This is a genomic window from Pseudomonas sp., from assembly GCF_033723075.1.
Classification (GTDB): domain Bacteria; phylum Pseudomonadota; class Gammaproteobacteria; order Pseudomonadales; family Pseudomonadaceae; genus Aquipseudomonas.
The window spans coordinates 144,540-160,718 of record NZ_JAWVXU010000015.1 but is presented as its reverse complement, the minus strand read 5'-3'; the positions used below and the strand labels follow the sequence as shown (position 1 = coordinate 160,718).

General features: G+C 64.8%; 17 protein-coding genes. 9 read left to right on the top strand and 8 right to left on the bottom strand.

What is annotated here, in order from left to right; translation table 11 throughout:
• Positions 1-402: serine dehydratase beta chain (locus tag R3355_RS18010; RefSeq protein WP_318962443.1), on the bottom strand; the 402-nt coding region annotated here is incomplete at its 3' end.
• Positions 403-653: 251 nt separating this feature from the next.
• Between R3355_RS18010 and R3355_RS18005 the strand changes: the two genes are divergently transcribed.
• The 3 genes from R3355_RS18005 (at position 654) to R3355_RS17995 (ending at position 2,963) form a co-directional block, all read left to right on the top strand.
• The gene (locus R3355_RS18005) at positions 654-1,505 is read left to right on the top strand and encodes a DMT family transporter (RefSeq protein WP_318962442.1); all 852 of its coding nucleotides are present in this window, start codon (positions 654-656) and stop codon (positions 1,503-1,505) included.
• Between the two features lie 146 nt (positions 1,506-1,651).
• Positions 1,652-2,152 (top strand): LEA type 2 family protein, encoded by a 501-nt coding sequence (locus R3355_RS18000; RefSeq protein ID WP_318962441.1) that lies wholly within the window; start codon positions 1,652-1,654, stop codon positions 2,150-2,152.
• A gap of 40 nt (positions 2,153-2,192) precedes the next feature.
• Positions 2,193-2,963 (top strand): phytanoyl-CoA dioxygenase family protein, encoded by a 771-nt coding sequence (locus R3355_RS17995; RefSeq protein ID WP_318962439.1) that lies wholly within the window; start codon positions 2,193-2,195, stop codon positions 2,961-2,963.
• 56 nt (positions 2,964-3,019) lie between these two features.
• On the opposite strand, the gene R3355_RS17990 is transcribed toward R3355_RS17995, so the two are convergent.
• Positions 3,020-4,744, bottom strand: coding sequence for a GspE/PulE family protein (locus tag R3355_RS17990; protein ID WP_318962438.1), 1,725 nt, complete (start codon positions 4,742-4,744; stop codon positions 3,020-3,022).
• A 210-nt stretch (positions 4,745-4,954) separates the two neighbouring features.
• Between R3355_RS17990 and R3355_RS17985 the strand changes: the two genes are divergently transcribed.
• From R3355_RS17985 to R3355_RS17975, 3 genes are all read left to right on the top strand, one after another.
• Positions 4,955-5,362: a hypothetical protein gene (locus R3355_RS17985; RefSeq protein ID WP_318962436.1), complete on the top strand. Its 408-nt coding sequence runs from the start codon at positions 4,955-4,957 to the stop codon at positions 5,360-5,362.
• Positions 5,363-5,508: 146 nt separating this feature from the next.
• On the top strand, positions 5,509-5,853 hold the full coding sequence (locus R3355_RS17980; RefSeq protein WP_318962434.1) for a zinc ribbon domain-containing protein YjdM: 345 nt from the start codon (positions 5,509-5,511) through the stop codon (positions 5,851-5,853).
• A 242-nt stretch (positions 5,854-6,095) separates the two neighbouring features.
• Positions 6,096-6,821 carry an endonuclease gene (locus R3355_RS17975; RefSeq protein WP_318962433.1) on the top strand — a complete coding sequence of 242 codons (726 nt, stop codon included), beginning with the start codon at positions 6,096-6,098 and terminating at the stop codon, positions 6,819-6,821.
• 71 nt (positions 6,822-6,892) lie between these two features.
• Here the strand turns inward: R3355_RS17975 and R3355_RS17970 are convergent, their stop codons facing one another.
• Genes R3355_RS17970 through R3355_RS17960 form a run of 3 tightly spaced genes read right to left on the bottom strand, consistent with a single transcriptional unit; the run spans position 6,893 to position 9,490 of the window.
• Complete coding sequence (locus R3355_RS17970; protein ID WP_318948542.1) at positions 6,893-7,036, bottom strand: DUF2474 domain-containing protein; 144 nt, start codon at positions 7,034-7,036, stop codon at positions 6,893-6,895.
• A 10-nt stretch (positions 7,037-7,046) separates the two neighbouring features.
• Positions 7,047-8,054 (bottom strand): cytochrome d ubiquinol oxidase subunit II, encoded by a 1,008-nt coding sequence (cydB, locus tag R3355_RS17965; protein WP_318962432.1) that lies wholly within the window; start codon positions 8,052-8,054, stop codon positions 7,047-7,049.
• 2 nt (positions 8,055-8,056) lie between these two features.
• Positions 8,057-9,490, bottom strand: coding sequence for a cytochrome ubiquinol oxidase subunit I (locus R3355_RS17960; protein ID WP_318962431.1), 1,434 nt, complete (start codon positions 9,488-9,490; stop codon positions 8,057-8,059).
• A 290-nt stretch (positions 9,491-9,780) separates the two neighbouring features.
• Between R3355_RS17960 and R3355_RS17955 the strand changes: the two genes are divergently transcribed.
• Positions 9,781-11,019, top strand: coding sequence for an MFS transporter (locus tag R3355_RS17955; protein WP_318962430.1), 1,239 nt, complete (start codon positions 9,781-9,783; stop codon positions 11,017-11,019).
• Between the two features lie 59 nt (positions 11,020-11,078).
• Here the strand turns inward: R3355_RS17955 and R3355_RS17950 are convergent, their stop codons facing one another.
• The gene (locus R3355_RS17950; protein ID WP_318948546.1) at positions 11,079-11,633 is read right to left on the bottom strand and encodes a DJ-1 family glyoxalase III; all 555 of its coding nucleotides are present in this window, start codon (positions 11,631-11,633) and stop codon (positions 11,079-11,081) included.
• A gap of 183 nt (positions 11,634-11,816) precedes the next feature.
• Here R3355_RS17950 and R3355_RS17945 point away from each other — a divergent pair, with 183 nt between their 5' ends.
• Together R3355_RS17945 and trmA are read left to right on the top strand one after the other, a co-directional pair.
• On the top strand, positions 11,817-13,109 hold the full coding sequence (locus R3355_RS17945; RefSeq protein ID WP_318948547.1) for an NCS2 family permease: 1,293 nt from the start codon (positions 11,817-11,819) through the stop codon (positions 13,107-13,109).
• Positions 13,110-13,261: 152 nt separating this feature from the next.
• Positions 13,262-14,350 (top strand): tRNA (uridine(54)-C5)-methyltransferase TrmA, encoded by a 1,089-nt coding sequence (gene trmA, locus R3355_RS17940; RefSeq protein WP_318962429.1) that lies wholly within the window; start codon positions 13,262-13,264, stop codon positions 14,348-14,350.
• Positions 14,351-14,381: 31 nt separating this feature from the next.
• On the opposite strand, the gene R3355_RS17935 is transcribed toward trmA, so the two are convergent.
• Together R3355_RS17935 and R3355_RS17930 are read right to left on the bottom strand one after the other, a co-directional pair.
• Positions 14,382-15,647: a sodium:proton antiporter gene (locus tag R3355_RS17935; RefSeq protein WP_318962428.1), complete on the bottom strand. Its 1,266-nt coding sequence runs from the start codon at positions 15,645-15,647 to the stop codon at positions 14,382-14,384.
• Between the two features lie 125 nt (positions 15,648-15,772).
• On the bottom strand, positions 15,773-16,159 hold the full coding sequence (locus R3355_RS17930; protein ID WP_318948550.1) for a DUF4345 family protein: 387 nt from the start codon (positions 16,157-16,159) through the stop codon (positions 15,773-15,775).
• Positions 16,160-16,179 lie beyond the last annotated feature (20 nt).

Sequence of the window (16,179 nt, the reverse complement as noted above, 5' to 3'; positions counted from 1 at the left end):
GGCCGCGTAAGCCGTCAGGGTCATGGCATTGGGGTGATAGGGCAGGTTTTCTTCGAGCAGCAACATGTCGCGCTGCCAGTCGAAGGCAATCGGCAAACGTCCGTCCAGCTGCAAGGTGCCGCTGCTGTGCAGTGCTTCAATCCGCGGCGCAATGTTCGCCGGATCGATCTGATCCGGCCAGTCGCCCATCAGGCCCATGATCACCGCCCGGTCGCTGCCGTGGCCGACGCCGGTGGCCGACAGCGAGCCATACAGGCGCACTTCCACGCGCTGCACCCGCGCCAGCATGCGCCGCTCACGTAGCGCGCCGAGGAACAGCGCGGCGGCGCGCATCGGGCCGACGGTATGCGAGCTGGAAGGCCCGATACCGATCTTGAACAGGTCAAACACACTGATGGCCATGGCCGACTCCTAAAGCGTTTGCACGCCCCGAGGGGCGCGCGTTGCGAAGGATTGTCGGCTGCTGCACGTAGCTAAAACTGTCTAACGTCGACCCGAAAGTGTTCAGAGTCGCCAGGTGCGTAATAGCCCACCGCAGGGGGCTTTGCTCTGGTGGCTCGATGGTGCCGCGGCGCCCTGCAACTTTCGGCCTATCCTCCCGGCGCCCTCGCTGTGCTTAGATAGGCCGACTTGCCCCGCGCACAAGGATGGCCATGCCCCTTCGCACCCTGCTCCTGACCGCCCTGGCCATGCTCGCCTTTGCCGGCAACTCGCTGCTCTGCCGCCTGGCGCTGAAAGACACCGAGATCGACGCTGCCAGCTTCACCAGCCTGCGTCTCACCTCCGGCGCCCTGACCCTGTGGCTGTTGCTGCGTCTGCGCCTGCGCCGTGGCGATGGCGATGGCGAGCTGGCCGGCAGCTGGTCCGGTGCCGTTGCGCTGTTCGCCTATGCGGCGGCGTTTTCCTTCGCCTATGTCAGCCTGGACGCCGGGGTCGGCGCGCTGCTGCTGTTCGGTGCGGTGCAGGTCAGCATGCTGCTGTGGGGGTTCTACCGCGGCGAGCGCTTCACCGCGCCGACCGCGACCGGCCTGCTGCTGGCCCTGGGCGGCCTGCTCGCCCTGCTGCTGCCCGGCGCCAGCGCACCGGCGCTCGGCGGTGCCCTGCTGATGCTGTTGGCCGGCGCGGCCTGGGGCGTCTACTCGCTGCTCGGCCGCGGCGGCGGCGACCCGCTGGCGGTCACCGCCGGCAACTTCCTGCGGGCCACACCGCTGGCGCTGCTGGCCAGCGCGCTGCTGCTCGACCAGGCCAACTGGGATGGCCCCGGGCTGCTCTACGCCCTGCTCTCCGGCGCGCTGACCTCCGGCATCGGCTACGCCGTCTGGTACACCGCCCTGCGCGGATTGAAGGCGTTCCAGGCCGCCACCGTGCAGCTCAGCGTGCCCATCATCGCCGCCCTGGCCGGCAGCCTGCTGCTCGATGAAACCTTGAGCCTGCGCCTGATCCTGAGTTCGCTGGCCGTGCTCGGCGGCGTCGCCGTGGTGCTGAGCGCCAAACAGCGCGGTTGAAGCCGCCCCAACTGCAGATTGGCGCCGGGCGATCCGCACACACAGTCGCCAATCGGGCTAACCTGACGACAACAGCCCGCGCGCTGAGCAAAAGCCGCGGCACCGCTGTCTTCCATAGCGTCCCGCCCATAATCGGAAGCCCCGCCATGCAGAGTCCCCGTCCACTGTTTAGCCACCTGCTGCGGATCCTCGTCTGCGGCCTGCTGCTCGGCCTCGGCGCCTGCAGCAGCCTGGTCCCCCGCGACCCGCTGCATATCGATCTGGTCGGCCTGGAGCCGCTGCCGGGCGAAGGACTGGAGATGCGCTTTGCGGTGAAACTGCGGATCCAGAACCCCAATGAAGGGGCCATCGATTACAACGGCGTGGCCCTGCAACTCGACATCAACAAACAACCGCTGGCCAGCGGGGTGAGCAACCAGAGCGGCCAGGTGCCGCGCTTCGGCGAAACCGTGATTAGCGTGCCGGTGAGCATTTCCGCCTATTCGGTCATGCGCCAGGCCTGGGGCGTCAGCGACTATAAACCGGGACAGGACCTGCCCTACGCACTGCGCGGCAAACTGGCCGGCGGCCTGTTCGGCACCAGGCGCTTTAGCGACTCCGGCACATTGAACTGGCCCGAGCCGGCGGGCGCTCCAGTGAGGCCCTGACAACGTGCCCGCATAGCGGAGGACATGCAGGAGTAGCGCCATGCACATCGCCAACGGCGACCCGAAACACACCGCCACTCACCTGCAGGCCCTGCACCAGCAGGGTTTCGCCGTGCTCCCCGGCGTGCTCGACGCGCAGCAGATCGGCATGCTGCGCGCGGCCATCGACCGCCTCACGCCGCAGCACTGGGACTATTCCGGCCTGGTCGACCACTACAAGTGCGTGTTCAACCGCGATCCGTTCTGGCTGGCCTACCTCGACCAGCCGGGCGTGATCGAACTGGCCGAGGCCGCCCTCGGCGCCGATTGCCACATCATTGGCCAGACGGCCTGGCGCAGCCACCCCGGTTTCGTCGGCGGCGAACTGCACCTGGACTATCTGGTCATGGAGTTGCCTGAGGCGTTGCTGGCCGACCCGGCCTTCGAGCTGCCGATGCAGATCTGCACGGCGCATTTCTACCTCGACGACATCGACGCGGACCTCTGCCCGACCCTGGTGATTCCCGGCAGCCACCGCGCCGGACGCAAGCCGTTGACGGGCGAAAGCCAGTGGCAGGGTGTGCCGGCGCAGCCGCTGCTGTGCCGCGCCGGCGATGTACTGATGTTTCGCAGCGAACTGTGGCATGCCGGCAGCCACAACCGCACGGCGGACCGCAGCCGCTACCTGCTGCAGGTGCATTACGGCCGACGCATGGTCGCGCAGAAGTTCTCGCCCTACCTGACCTGGCGTTTCACCCCCGAGGTGCTGGCCGCCTGCACGCCACGCCAGCGCCGGCTATTGGGCGAGCACGAAGAAGCGGAGTATGACTGAGCGGCGCGCAGCCGGCCGAGCAGGCAACCAGGCCGCAAGCAAGCCAGCTCCGGCGTTTATTCCAGACGCACCCGATACACCTCGGCCAATGCGATCAGCTTGTCCCGTGCCAGGGCCAGGGCACTCTGGGTCAGGGGACGCATGCCGTCGGCAATGGCCTGCGCCTCGATGGCCTGGGCCGCCACCGCCGGCTGGATCAGGGCGCGCAAGGCCGGTGTGACCTCGAGCAGCTCATAGGCGGCCACGCGCCCGGCAAACCCCTTGCCGTGGCAATGGCTGCAGCCACGGCCGACATAAAAGGTCTCCTGCGCATCCAGGCCCAGCGCCGTACGCACATAATCCGGCACCTGCTCCTCTTCCAGGCATTGCGGGCAGTTGCGCCGCACCAGACGCTGGGCCAGTACCCCGAGCAGGCTGGCGTTGAGCAGATAGGGCGCGACGCCGATTTCCAGCAAGCGGGTCACCGTGGTCGCGGCGCTGTTGGTATGCAGGGTGGAGAGCACCAGATGGCCGGTCAGGGCACTCTCGGTGGCCATGATCGCGGTCTCCTGGTCACGGATCTCGCCGACCATGATCACGTCCGGGTCATGCCGCAGAATGTGCCGCAGGGCGCGGGCGAAGGTGTAGCCGATCTGCGGCTTGACCTGAATCTGGCGAATCCCGTCGATCTGGTACTCCACCGGATCCTCGACCGTGATGATATTCACCCCGGTGGTCTTGATGCCATTGAGGGCGGCGTACAGGGTGGTGCTCTTGCCTGAACCGGTCGGGCCGGTCACCAGCAGGATGCCCTGATTGTGACTGGTCAGGTTGCGAAAGCGCCTGGCATCCTCGCTGTTGAAGCCAATCTGATCCAGCGTCTTGAGGCTCTGTCGGGTGTCGAGGATGCGGATCACCACGCTCTCGCCATACACCGTCGGCATGATCGACAGGCGCAGGTCGATAGTCCGATCGCCTAGCCGCACCAGATGCCGACCATCCTGGGGCAGGCGCCGCTCGGCGATGTTCATGCCGCCGATGATCTTGATCCGACTGACAATCGCCGGCAGGTTGCCGGGCCTGATCCGGCGGATTTCCGTCAGCACACCGTCAATGCGAAACAGCACGACGACCTCCCGCTCACCAGGTCGCAGATGGATGTCCGAGGCGTGCCGACCGATCGCATCCTCCAGCAGGCTGTCGACAAAACGCACCGTTGGCTTGTCCTCGGCCAACTGCTGGATACGGTGCAGGCTCAACTCGGGCTCCCGGCCCTGTTGTTCAGGCAACTCCAATTCGGTGGCCACGCCGTAGTGCAGATTGATCGCCGCCTGCACCTCTTCGCTGCTCACATAAATAGCTTCGACCCGCTTGCCGCTGACAAAACCGAGCAGGTGCAACAGCTCGCTGTCCGACGGCGTTGGCGCGGCCACCACCAGCAACTCGCCCTCCAGCATCAGCGGCAACACCTGATACTCCCGAGCCAGGTGCTCGGGCAGCAGGAGCAACGCCCGCGGCTCGACCCGAAAGACCTCCAGATCGACCCGCGCGCTATCCAGTTGCTGCACCAGCGCCTCGGCCAGATGCTGCTGGTCGATCAGCTTGCGCCGCAGCAGGATATCGCCGATCCGGCCGAGGTCCGGCTTTTGCCCCTGCAGGCGCAGGGCCTGCTGCAAGTTCTGCGGGTCGAGGTGACCGCCATCCACCAGAAGCTCGCCGACCAACCGATGCGGCTGTTCGTTCTCGGCGCGCAGACGCAGGTGTTCGAGCAATTGCTGGTGATCGGTAATGAGAAGCGGCATGGACAACAGACCTCGGCAGACGGCATCCGTCCAGTCTAGGTGCTTTCGCTTAGCCGGCACTGTGCAGAGTCAATAAAACCACTGCCGCCGGTTCCGGCCGGCGCGTCCCCGCTTTTACACAAGCTTTACATCGACAGCGGGAGATTCTCTTCGGCCTGCCAGTCAAATTCTGTAACCGGCGCCAGCCGTCGATTTGCAGGAGATCCGCTCATGATTGCGCGTATTCCTTTACTTGCGCTGCTCGTAGCCAGCCTGGCACTGGCAGGCGAGGCAGCGGCACGGGGTTCCGATCGCAATGCCGTGATTGCCGGTGCGGTGGTCGGGGCCGTGGTCGGCGGCGCCATCGTCGCCGGTAGCCGCTATGACCGCGCGCCGGTGTATGTGGAAATCGGCGCGCCGCCACCACGGGTCTACTACGAGTCCTATCCGCGCTACTACCATCCGCCTCCCGTGCATTACCGCCCCTATACGGTGGTGGTAGAACCGCGCTACCAGTACCGGTCGGGCCATAAATTCCGCCACCACAACAAGCATCACTACCGCAGGCATCACTACCGCAATGATCGCTACCGCAAGCACCAACGCTATAACCGCGGTCATTACGCGCCACGCTGGTAGTGCCGCCTCTCTGCCCCGCCCTGCGCGGGGCGGAAAACGGTCGGGGTGACAGGCTGCGCGGCAGCGCACAGCCGCGTGCGCTCAAATCCACGGTAAAACCCTATATAATCTGCGGCTTTCCATAATCCTGACCTCAAGGACCCGCCGTGAGCACTCTGCCAGCCTGCCCCAAATGCAATTCCGAATTCACCTACGAAGACGGCCAACTGCTGATCTGCCCGGAATGCGCCCACGAGTGGTCCGCCGACGACTCAGGCGAAGCGGCGGCAGACGACGACAAAGTGATCAAGGACTCGGTCGGCAACGTGCTGCAGGATGGCGACACCATCAGCGTGATCAAGGACCTCAAGGTCAAAGGCTCCTCGCTGGTGGTCAAGGTCGGCACCAAGGTCAAGGGTATCCGCCTGTGCGACGGCGACCACGACATCGACTGCAAGATCGACGGCATCGGAGCCATGAAGCTCAAGTCCGAGTTCGTGCGCAAGGTCTGACCGAACGAGCGTTCCCACCGCCAGGTGGGAACGCTCGGAGGTTGTGAAAATATCGAGCGCCGTCGCGAGAGCGTCATGCGCGCGTCTGTCCACCTGGATTGACCGCACCTAGGGTCGCCCTGCCACACTCCCGCGCCCCAGAGATTCAAAAAAACCCGAAAACCCTCGTCCTAGAGCGTCTTGCAGGCCCCTGGCCAGCTCTGCTGGCACTATCATGCGCAACTTTTTGCCCAGAGCCCTCCATGCCGCGCCTGATTGCCCTGTTCTGCCTGCTGTTTGCCGTATCCATCCACGCCGATGCCCCGCAAAACTTCTCCGCCGCCAAGAAAATCGCCTGGCGACTCTATGCCGAACGACCGAACACCTTCTATTGCGGCTGCGCCTACAACGGCAAGCAGGTCGACCTGGCCAGCTGCGGCTACAAGGTGCGCAAACAACAACGTCGCGCGCAGCGCCTGGAATGGGAGCATGTGGTGCCGGCCTGGGTGATCGGTCACCAGCGCCAATGCTGGCAGCACGGCGGGCGCAGGAACTGCACGCGCAGCGACCCGGTGTTCAAGGCCGCCGAGGCCGACCTGCACAACCTGGTGCCGAGCATCGGCGAAGTGAATGGCGACCGCTCCAACTACGCCCTCGGCATGCTCGGCGACAAACCCCGGCAGTACGGCGCCTGCCCCATGGTGGTCAACTTCAAACAGAAAACCGCCATGCCCCCCGAACAGGCCCGCGGCGCCTCGGCGCGCATCTACCTGTACATGGCCGACCACTACAAGCTGCGCCTGTCCAAGCTCGACCGACGCACCTACGAAGCCTGGAATCGCCAGTACCCGATCAGCGAATGGGAGCGCTGGCGCAACCAGAAAGTCGGCTGCGTCATGGGCCACGGCAACCCCTACATCGGCGCCGTCGACCAGGGCCTCTGCCCAGCCCTGCGCCGCGCCGGCAACACCCGCCGCAACAGCGGCTGAGCATAGAGGGGACGAGTCGCGCAGGCCTGTCTATTCCCGGACAGCCACCCAGGGTCGGTTGCGGCGCTCCCTCAGGGCGTCCCCATCCCCGCCGCCTGCATAAACAGCCGCAGCAAGCCCGCCACCACGCCCAGGGCCAACACGCTGGCGGACCAGATCAGCAACAGCCAGCCGAGGCGCTGCCACAGCGGTTTCTTCTCATGTTGCTCCGGCATGGCGGGCACCTCAGTGATAGCCGTCTTCCTCGGTCACCTTGCCGCGGAACACGTAGTAGCTCCAGGCGGTGTACATCAGGATGAAGGGGATGATGAACAGCGCGCCGACCAGGATGAAGCCCTGGCTCTGCGGCGGTGCGGCGGCTTCCCAGATGCTGATCGACGGCGGGATGATATTCGGCCACAGACTGATGCCCAGGCCGCTGTAGCCGAGGAAGATCAGCGCCAGGGTCAGCAGGAACGGCGAATAGTGGGCGTTGCTGGCCACCGCGCGCAGCAGCGCCCAGGTGCACAGCAACACCAGCAGCGGCACCGGGATGAACCAGAACAGATTGGGCAGGCTGAACCAGCGTTGCGCGATCTCGGCATGGGCCAGTGGCGTCCACAGGCTGACGATGCCGGTCACCGCCAACACCACGAACACCAGCGGCCGCGCCAGGTCGTGCATCTGCTGCTGCAGGCGGCCCTCGGTCTTCATGATCAGCCAGGTGCAGCCAAGCAAGGCGTAGGCGACGATCAGCGCCAGGCCGCAGAACAGCGAGAACGGCGTGAACCAGTCCAGCGAACCACCGACGAACACCCGGTCCACCACCTCGAAGCCATCGATATAGGCCCCCAACGCCACGCCCTGGAAGAAGGTCGCGGTCAGCGAGCCGCCGATAAAGGCCTTGTCCCACAGATGACGCTTGGCGGCCTTGGCCTTGAAGCGGAACTCGAAGGCCACGCCACGGAAGATCAGACCCAGCAACATGAAGATCAGCGGCAGGTAGAGCGCGCTCAAGACCACCGCATAGGCCAGCGGGAAGGCGCCGAACAGCGCCGCGCCGCCGAGCACCAGCCAGGTCTCGTTGCCGTCCCAGACCGGCGCCACGGTGTTCATCATCACATCGCGCTCGCCTTCGCTTTTGACGAAGGGAAAGAGGATGCCGATGCCCAGATCGAAACCGTCCATGACCACGTACATCATCACCCCGAAGGCGATGATCGCGGCCCAGATCAACGAAAGATCGATGCCCATATTCAACTCCTTGCACTCGGGGTGTCGCTGTCGTCCAGCTCTTCATCTGCGGCGGACAACGGACGTGACGGCGTGCGTTGCTGCCCGGGCCCGCCTTCGGTGACTTGCTTGCCTTCGTCGGTGACCGGTCCCTTGCGCACCAGGCGCATCATGTAGCCGAGCCCGGCACCGAACAGGGCGAAATACACCACCACGAACAGCGCCAAGGTCAGGCTCATCTGCGCGAAGCTGTGCCCCGAGGACGCGTCGGCGGTGCGCATCAGGCCCTGAATGATCCACGGCTGGCGGCCGATCTCGGTGGTGTACCAGCCGGCGAGCATGGCGATGATGCCCGAAGGCCCCATCCACACCGCCATATGCAGAAACGCCCGAGACTGGTAGAGGCGGCCGCGCGCGCGCAGCCACAGGCCCCAGATACCGGTGAGGATCATCAGCAGGCCGAGGCCGACCATGACCCGGAAGGTCCAGAACACGATAGTCGCGTTGGGCCGATCCTCCTTGGCGAACTCCTTGAGCGCCGGCACCTGCTGATCCAGGCTGTGGGTCAGGATCAGGCTGCCGAGCGCCGGAATCTCCAGCTTGAAGCGGGTTTCTTCGCGCTGCATATCCGGCCAGCCGAACAGGATCAGCGGGGTCGGCTCGTCGCCGTGGTTCTCCCAGTGGCCCTCGATCGCGGCGATCTTCGCCGGCTGGTACTTGAGGGTATTGAGGCCGTGCAGGTCGCCGATCATGGCCTGGATAGGCGCAACCAGCAGGGCCATCCACATGGCCATCGAGAGCATCTTGCGCAGTGCCGGATTGTCGCGGCCGCGCAGCAGGTGCCAGGCCGCCGACGCGCCGACGAAGAATGCGGTGGCGAGGAAGGCCGCAGTGGCCATATGCGCCAGGCGGTAGGGGAAGGATGGATTGAACACCACGGCGAACCAGTCCACCGGGATCACCCGCCCGTCGATGATCTCAAAGCCCTGGGGGGTGTGCATCCAGCTGTTGGAGGCGAGAATCCAGAAGGTCGAGATCAGGGTGCCGACCGCCACCATCAGGGTGGAGAAGAAGTGCAGACCGGGGCCGACACGCTGCCAGCCGAACAGCATGACCCCGAGAAAGCCTGCCTCGAGGAAGAATGCGGTGAGCACTTCATAGGTCAGCAGCGGCCCGGTGACCGCCCCGGCAAAATCCGAGAAGGCGCTCCAGTTGGTGCCGAACTGATAAGCCATGACCAGGCCCGAGACCACGCCCATGCCGAAGTTGACCGCGAATATCTTCGCCCAGAAGTGATACAGATCGCGGTACACCTCCTGCCGGGTGTTCAGCCACAAGCCTTCCAATACCGCCAGATAGCTGGCCAGGCCGATGGTGATAGCCGGGAAGATGATGTGGAAGGAAATGGTGAAACCGAACTGGATTCGCGCCAGGTCGAGCGCCTCTATGCCGAACATGCAGCATCCTCACTCAGGTTATTCGGGGCACAGCCATGTGCGCGCTCCTGGTGATATAGGAACGCAAAAGGGTGCGATTGTTCTTGTCATTGCCGGGCTGATGCAGCGGATTCGGCCAAGATGGCCTCAGAAAAACCCAATGCGAGTTTTGATCTGGATCAAGCATTGATCAAAGAGTAGCGCCTCCTCCGGAGCTTGCCGCTGTGGTTATTTGTCGCGCCGCAGACTTGTGCGAGCCGCCAGCCATGCTAGGCTGGCGCACCTTCAGTAGTTAGCTATCTAAATAACTCATGAGCGTTCACGGCAAACTGCTCCTGCGTCACCAGCGCCCCTTCATCGCGTTCTGGCTGGCTCGTGTCGGCACCGCCAGCGGCTTCCAGATGCTCACCGTGGCCATTGGTTGGCAGATGTACACGCTCACCGGCAATGTGCTCGACCTGGGCCTGGTCGGTCTGGTCGAATTTCTCCCGCGGATCCTGTTCATCCTGCTCACCGGCCATGTGGCGGACCGCTTCGACCGGCGCAAGGTCGCCGCGCTGTGCCAGGGCGCTCAGGCCCTGACTGCCCTGGCCTTGCTGATTGGCACCACGGTAAACGGCCTCAGCCGCGAGATGATCTTCCTCATCGCCTTCCTGCTCGGCAGCGCCCGCGCCTTCGAGATGCCCACCACCCAGGCGCTGCTGCCGAACATTGTGCCGCCGGGACTGTTTCCCGCCGCAGTGGCCGCTTCCGCCTCGGCGATGCAGACCGCAACCATAGTCGCGCCGGCGCTCGGCGGCCTGCTCTTTGCCGTGGATGCGGGCTGGGTCTATGGTCCCGCCGCACTGCTGTATATCGGCGCCCTGAGCCTGATGCTGAGCCTGCCGTCGCGCCAGTTGCCACTGAAACAGAAGGCTTCGCTGGAGTCGCTGCTGGCCGGCTTTCGTTTTATTCGCAGCCGTCCCGAAGTGTTCGGCGCCATTTCCATGGACATGTTCGCGGTGCTGCTCGGCGGCGCCACCGCGCTGCTGCCGGTATTCGCCAAGGACATCCTGCTCACCGGCCCCTGGGGCCTCGGCTTGCTGCGTTCGGCGCCGGCGGTGGGCGCGTTGCTGATGTCGCTGTGGCTGGCGCACTTCCCCATCGAGCGCCGGGTCGGCCCGGTGATCTTCATCTCGGTGGCGATCTTCGGCGTGGCGACCATCGGCTTCGGCCTGTCCACCTCGCTCTGGTTCAGCCTGGCGACCCTGGTGCTGCTGGGCGCGGCGGACATGGTCAGCATGGTCATCCGCGGCGCCTTCGTGCAGCTGCAGACGCCGGACGATATGCGCGGCCGGGTCGGCGCGGTGAACGGCCTGTTCATCGGCGCCTCGAACCAGCTCGGCGAGTTCCGTGCCGGGGTCAGCGCCGCCTGGTTTGGCACCGTACCGGCGGTGCTGATCGGCGGGGTCGGCGCCCTGCTGGTCACCGGCGCCTGGATCAAACTGTTCCCGGAACTGGCGAAGCGCGATCACCTGAGCCCGCAGCACGAGCCAAGCAAAACCGCCTGAGCCTCTGCGCAGAGGTTGTGAAAAATCGAGCGCAGGAGCGAGCGTTTTTTCACAAGCGCTCAATGCACCAGCATGGCCTCGGCCACCTGCTTGCGCGTGCCCTTGCCGCGCAGTTGCTCGACCAGGGTCAGGGCGAACTCGAGCGCGGTGCCCGGGCCCTGGCTGGTGATGCAGTTGCCGTCGACCACCACCGGCTGGTCGACGAAGGTGCAACCGCTGAGGCGCTCACTGAAGCTCGGGTAGCAGGTCATGCGCCGCTGCTGCAGCACGCCGAACGCCTGCAGGGCCACCGCTGGCGCTGCGCAGATCGCGGCGAACAACTTGCCGGCCTTGGCCTGCCGGCGCACCCGCTCGGCCAGTGGCTCGTGCTCGGCCAGGCGTTGCGCGCCGGGCATGCCGCCGGGCAGCACGATCAGGTCGAACTCCTGGGCCAGCACGTCGACCAGCATGGTGTCGCCGGTCAAGCGGGTACCGCGGGCGCAGGTGATCATGCGCCGACCTTCGATGCTAGCGACCACCACCTCGACCTCGGCACGCCGCAGCACGTCGATCAAGGTCACGCATTCGATATCTTCCACGCCATCGGCAATGGTGACAAGGGCACGTGAAGTCATGTTTGCCTCCTCGAAAAGCACAACGAAAAACGCCCGCAGGGTCATGCCTGCACCGCTTGCGGACGAGCTGTTATGATGCGCGCCTTTTTCCAGATCGCCAGCAAAATCGTGCACATGCGCATGGATGTGCTTTGCTTTCGGTCTGCACATTGACGGCGTGACTGACGCCACGGGGAGCCCTGCATGCTGGAACGAATCTTCCACCTCAAAGCGCATCACACCACGGTGCGTACCGAGGTCCTGGCCGGTCTCACCACCTTCCTGACCATGGCCTACATCCTCTTCGTCAACCCCAACATGCTCGCCGAAACCGGCATGGACAAGGGTGCGGTATTCGTCGCCACCTGCCTGGCGGCGGCCATCGGCTCGGCGATCATGGGCCTGCTGGCCAACTACCCGATCGCCCTGGCGCCGGGCATGGGTCTCAACGCCTTCTTCACCTACACCGTGGTCCTGACCATGGGCCACACCTGGCAGGTGGCCCTGGGCGCAGTGTTTCTCTCCGGGGTGATCTTCTTCGCGCTGTCGATCTTCAGGATCCGCGAGTGGATCATCAACAGCATCCCCATGGCCCTGCGCGCCGGCATTGCCGCCGGCATCGGCCTGTTCCTGGCGATCATCGCGCTGAAGAACGCCGGCATCGTGGTCGACCATCCGGCCACCCTGGTGACCCTCGGCGACATGAGCCAGGGCGGCGTGCTGCTGGCCTGCCTGGGCTTCTTCGTGATTGCCGCCCTGGCCTACCGCAAGGTCACGGGTGCGGTGATGATCGGCATCCTGCTGGTCACCGGGCTGTCGATCCTGCTCGGGCTGTCGCAACTCAGTGGCGTGGTGTCGATGCCGCCTTCGCTGCTGCCGACCCTGCTGCAACTGGACATCATGGGCGCCCTGGACATCGGCCTGCTCAGCGTGATCTTCGCCTTCCTCTTCGTCGACCTGTTCGACACCTCCGGCACCCTGGTCGGCGTGGCACAGAAGGCCGACCTGCTGGACAAGGACGGCAAGATGCCGCGCCTGGGTCGTGCCCTGCTGGCCGACAGCACGGCGACCATGGCCGGTGCCGCCATGGGCACCTCGACCACCACCAGCTATATCGAATCCGCTGCCGGCATCGCCGCTGGCGGGCGCACCGGCCTGACCGCCTGCGTGGTCGCCCTGCTGTTTTTGCTCAGTCTGTTCTTCGCCCCGCTGGCCGGTGCCGTACCGGCCTTCGCCACCGCACCGGCGCTGCTGTTCGTCGCCGTGCTGATGATGAGCAGCCTGGCGCAGATAGACTGGGACGACCTCACCGTCGCCGCGCCGGTGGTGGTTGCCGCCCTGGCCATGCCCCTGACCTTCTCGATCGCCAACGGCATCGCCTTCGGCTTCATCGCCTGGACCCTGATCAAGCTGCTGGCTGGCCGCTGGCGCGACCTCAACCCGGCGCTGGTGGTGTTGTCGGTATTGTTCGTGATCAAGCTGGGCTGGTTCGCGTAATGATCCGTAGGGTGGGTTAGGCGCGCAGGCAATACATGACAACACAGCGGATATTGACGCGCCGTAACCCACCATTTATCCAAATCGCCTCCAATGCGCCGGGTTACGCGGCGCTCTAATTGCGCTGCAACATTCAAATTCCCGAGTAACCCATGAGCCGTCCCCAATTCGATCCCGCCAGCTACGCCGCCCAACTCGCCGAAAAGAAAGCCCGCCTGGTCGAGCTGCTGGCGCCCTTCGATGCCCCCGAACCGCAGGTGTTCGAATCGCCGCGCGAGCACTACCGCCTGCGCGCCGAGTTCCGCCTGTGGCGCGAAGACGGCAAGCGCCATTACGCGATGTTCGAGGCCGGCGACAAACACACGCCGATCTTCTTCGACGACTTCCCCATCGCCAGCGCGCAGATAAATGCACTGATGCCGCGCCTGAAAGCCGCCTGGCAGGCCAGCGAGGTGCTTTCTTTCAAGCTGTTTCAGGTCGAGTTCCTCACCACCCTGAGTGGCGATGCGCTGATCACCCTGTGCTATCACCGCCCGCTGGACGCGGCCTGGCAAGCCGAAGCGGAGAAGCTCGCCGCCGACCTGCAGGTTAATCTGGTAGGCCGTTCGCGCGGCAAGCGCATCGTCATCGGCAAGGACTATGTGGAGGAACAGCTGCAGGTGGCCGGCCGCCACTTCCGCTATCGCCAGCCGGAAGGCGCCTTCACCCAGCCCAACGGCGAGGTCAACCAGAAGATGCTCGGCTGGGCCCACGAGGCACTGGGCGAACGCCAGGACGACCTGCTGGAGCTGTATTGCGGCAACGGCAACTTCACCCTGCCGCTGGCCACCCGGGTGCGCAAGGTGCTGGCCACCGAGATCAGCAAATCCTCGGTCAACGCCGCCCTGGCCAATCTGGCCGACAACGGCGTGGACAACGTGTGCCTGGTGCGCCTGTCCGCCGAAGAGCTGACTGAAGCGCTCAACGAGGTGCGGCCGTTCCGCCGCCTGGCCGGCATCGATCTGAAGAGCTACGACTTCGGCAGCGTGTTCGTCGACCCACCGCGCGCCGGCATGGACCCGGACACCTGCGAACTGACCCGGCGCTTCGAGCGCATCCTCTACATCTCCTGCAACCCCGAGACCCTGGCCGCCAACATCGCCCAGCTCGGCGACACCCACCGGGTCACGCGCTGCGCGCTGTTCGATCAGTTCCCCTACACCCACCACATGGAGTCAGGTGTGCTGCTGGAGCGGCGCTAAAAGCCGCCCGACCTAGCCACGGCCAGCTACTTCAATCATCTGCGACAGCAGTCTTGTCGTGGCAGATCTTCTTCACCATCGGCCCGATGGTCAGCCCCTGGATCAGGATCGAACCGAGGACGATGACGTAGGTGATGCTCAACAGCAGGTCGCGCTCAGGGCCAACCGGCAGAGACAACGCCAAGGCCACCGAGATACCACCGCGCAACCCGCCCCAGGAGAGGATGCGAATCGCCCCCTCGGGAATGCCTTCACCTGATTTCGGGAGGCGACGCAGCAGAAGGATGGCCGGGGCGATGGTCACGATGCGCGCGCCCAGCACCAGCAGGGCCATCAACATGCCCGCCGCGACATTCAGCCAGGAGAAGGGCAACAGGAGGATTTCCAGGCCCATCAAGGCAAACAGAAACGCGTTGAGCATCTCGTCGATCAACTCCCAGAACTTGTCGACATAGCGCCGGGTCTGGTCGGACATGCCATGGCGACGGCCCTGGTTGCCGATGATCAGCCCGGCCACGACCATGGCGATCGGCGCCGAGACATGGGCGCCCGCCGCCAGTGCGGAACCACCAATAACCAGGGCCAGCGACAACATCACCTCGACCTGATACTGGTCGATCGAACGCATCATCAGGTAAACGCCGTAGCCCAGCAGCAGCCCCAGAACAATGCCACCCAATGCCTCGGTGGCGAACAGTTCGACAATGCCCAGCGTTGAAGGTGCATGGCCCTGCAGGGTGATGGTCAGCAGCACTGTGAACAGCACCACGGCTGTACCGTCGTTGAACAGCGACTCGCCGACGATGGTGGTTTCCAGCGGTTTCGGCGCCCCCGCGCTGCGCAGTATGCCCAGCACCGCAATCGGATCGGTTGGCGAGATAAGCGCACCGAACAGCAGGCAATAGAGGAAACTCACCGACCAACCAAACAGCCCCAACATCCAGTAGGCCATGCCTGCAATCATCAGCGTCGAGAGCAGCACCCCCACGGTCGCCAGCAAGCCGATCGGCCACTTATAGCTGTGCAGGTCGTCAAGTTTGACATGCAGGGCACCGGCGAACAGCAGGAATGACAGCATCCAGTCCATCAACAGGCTCTGGAATGACATCTGCCGAAGCATGTCGCCGATCTGCTCCTCAGGCACCGGGTAGCCTGCGAGGGTCACCCCATGCAGCACCAGCGAGAAGATCAAGGCAGTCGCCATGACCCCGATCGCTGGCGGTAGATTGGTGAAGCGGTAGCTGACGTATGTCATCAGCGTCGTCAGACAGATGAATGCCGCAGCCAACTCAAGCATTGCTTATCCTTACTGGCCCATCAGGTAATGCGGGAAGCGGCGCCCCTGCAGCCCGCTCGCGCGGCGCGAAGGTAACCTGTTCACATTGCAACCACGTAGCGCCAGCCCCCATCGTCGGCATCGCGTTATAGCCGTGACAACCCGCGCAAGGCCCAGAAGGCCAACCCGGCAGAAACCACCTCGATCAGCAATGCCAGCAGGTTGAAGGTCTGCTGGGCGCCGCCGTCCAGCCACAGGCCGCCGATACGCGCCAGCGCCAGGGCGCTGTACAGCAGCACCAGCAGGGTCAGGGCGGCGCGGGTCAGGTCGAGGCGCGCCAGCGCCAGACCGAGAAAGGCCGCCAAGCCGAGCTGCAGGCCGCCGTAATAGGCACGCACATCGGTCGCCGCGGCAGGCGCCATCAGCAGCATGCCACTGAGGTTGGCCATCTCGTGGGGGCGGACGAAGTAGGCCAGGCCCAAACCGGCCAGTGCCACCATCTGAATGACTAGAATCACCCGTGCAAACAACATCGCCAGCTCCCTGGCCCAAT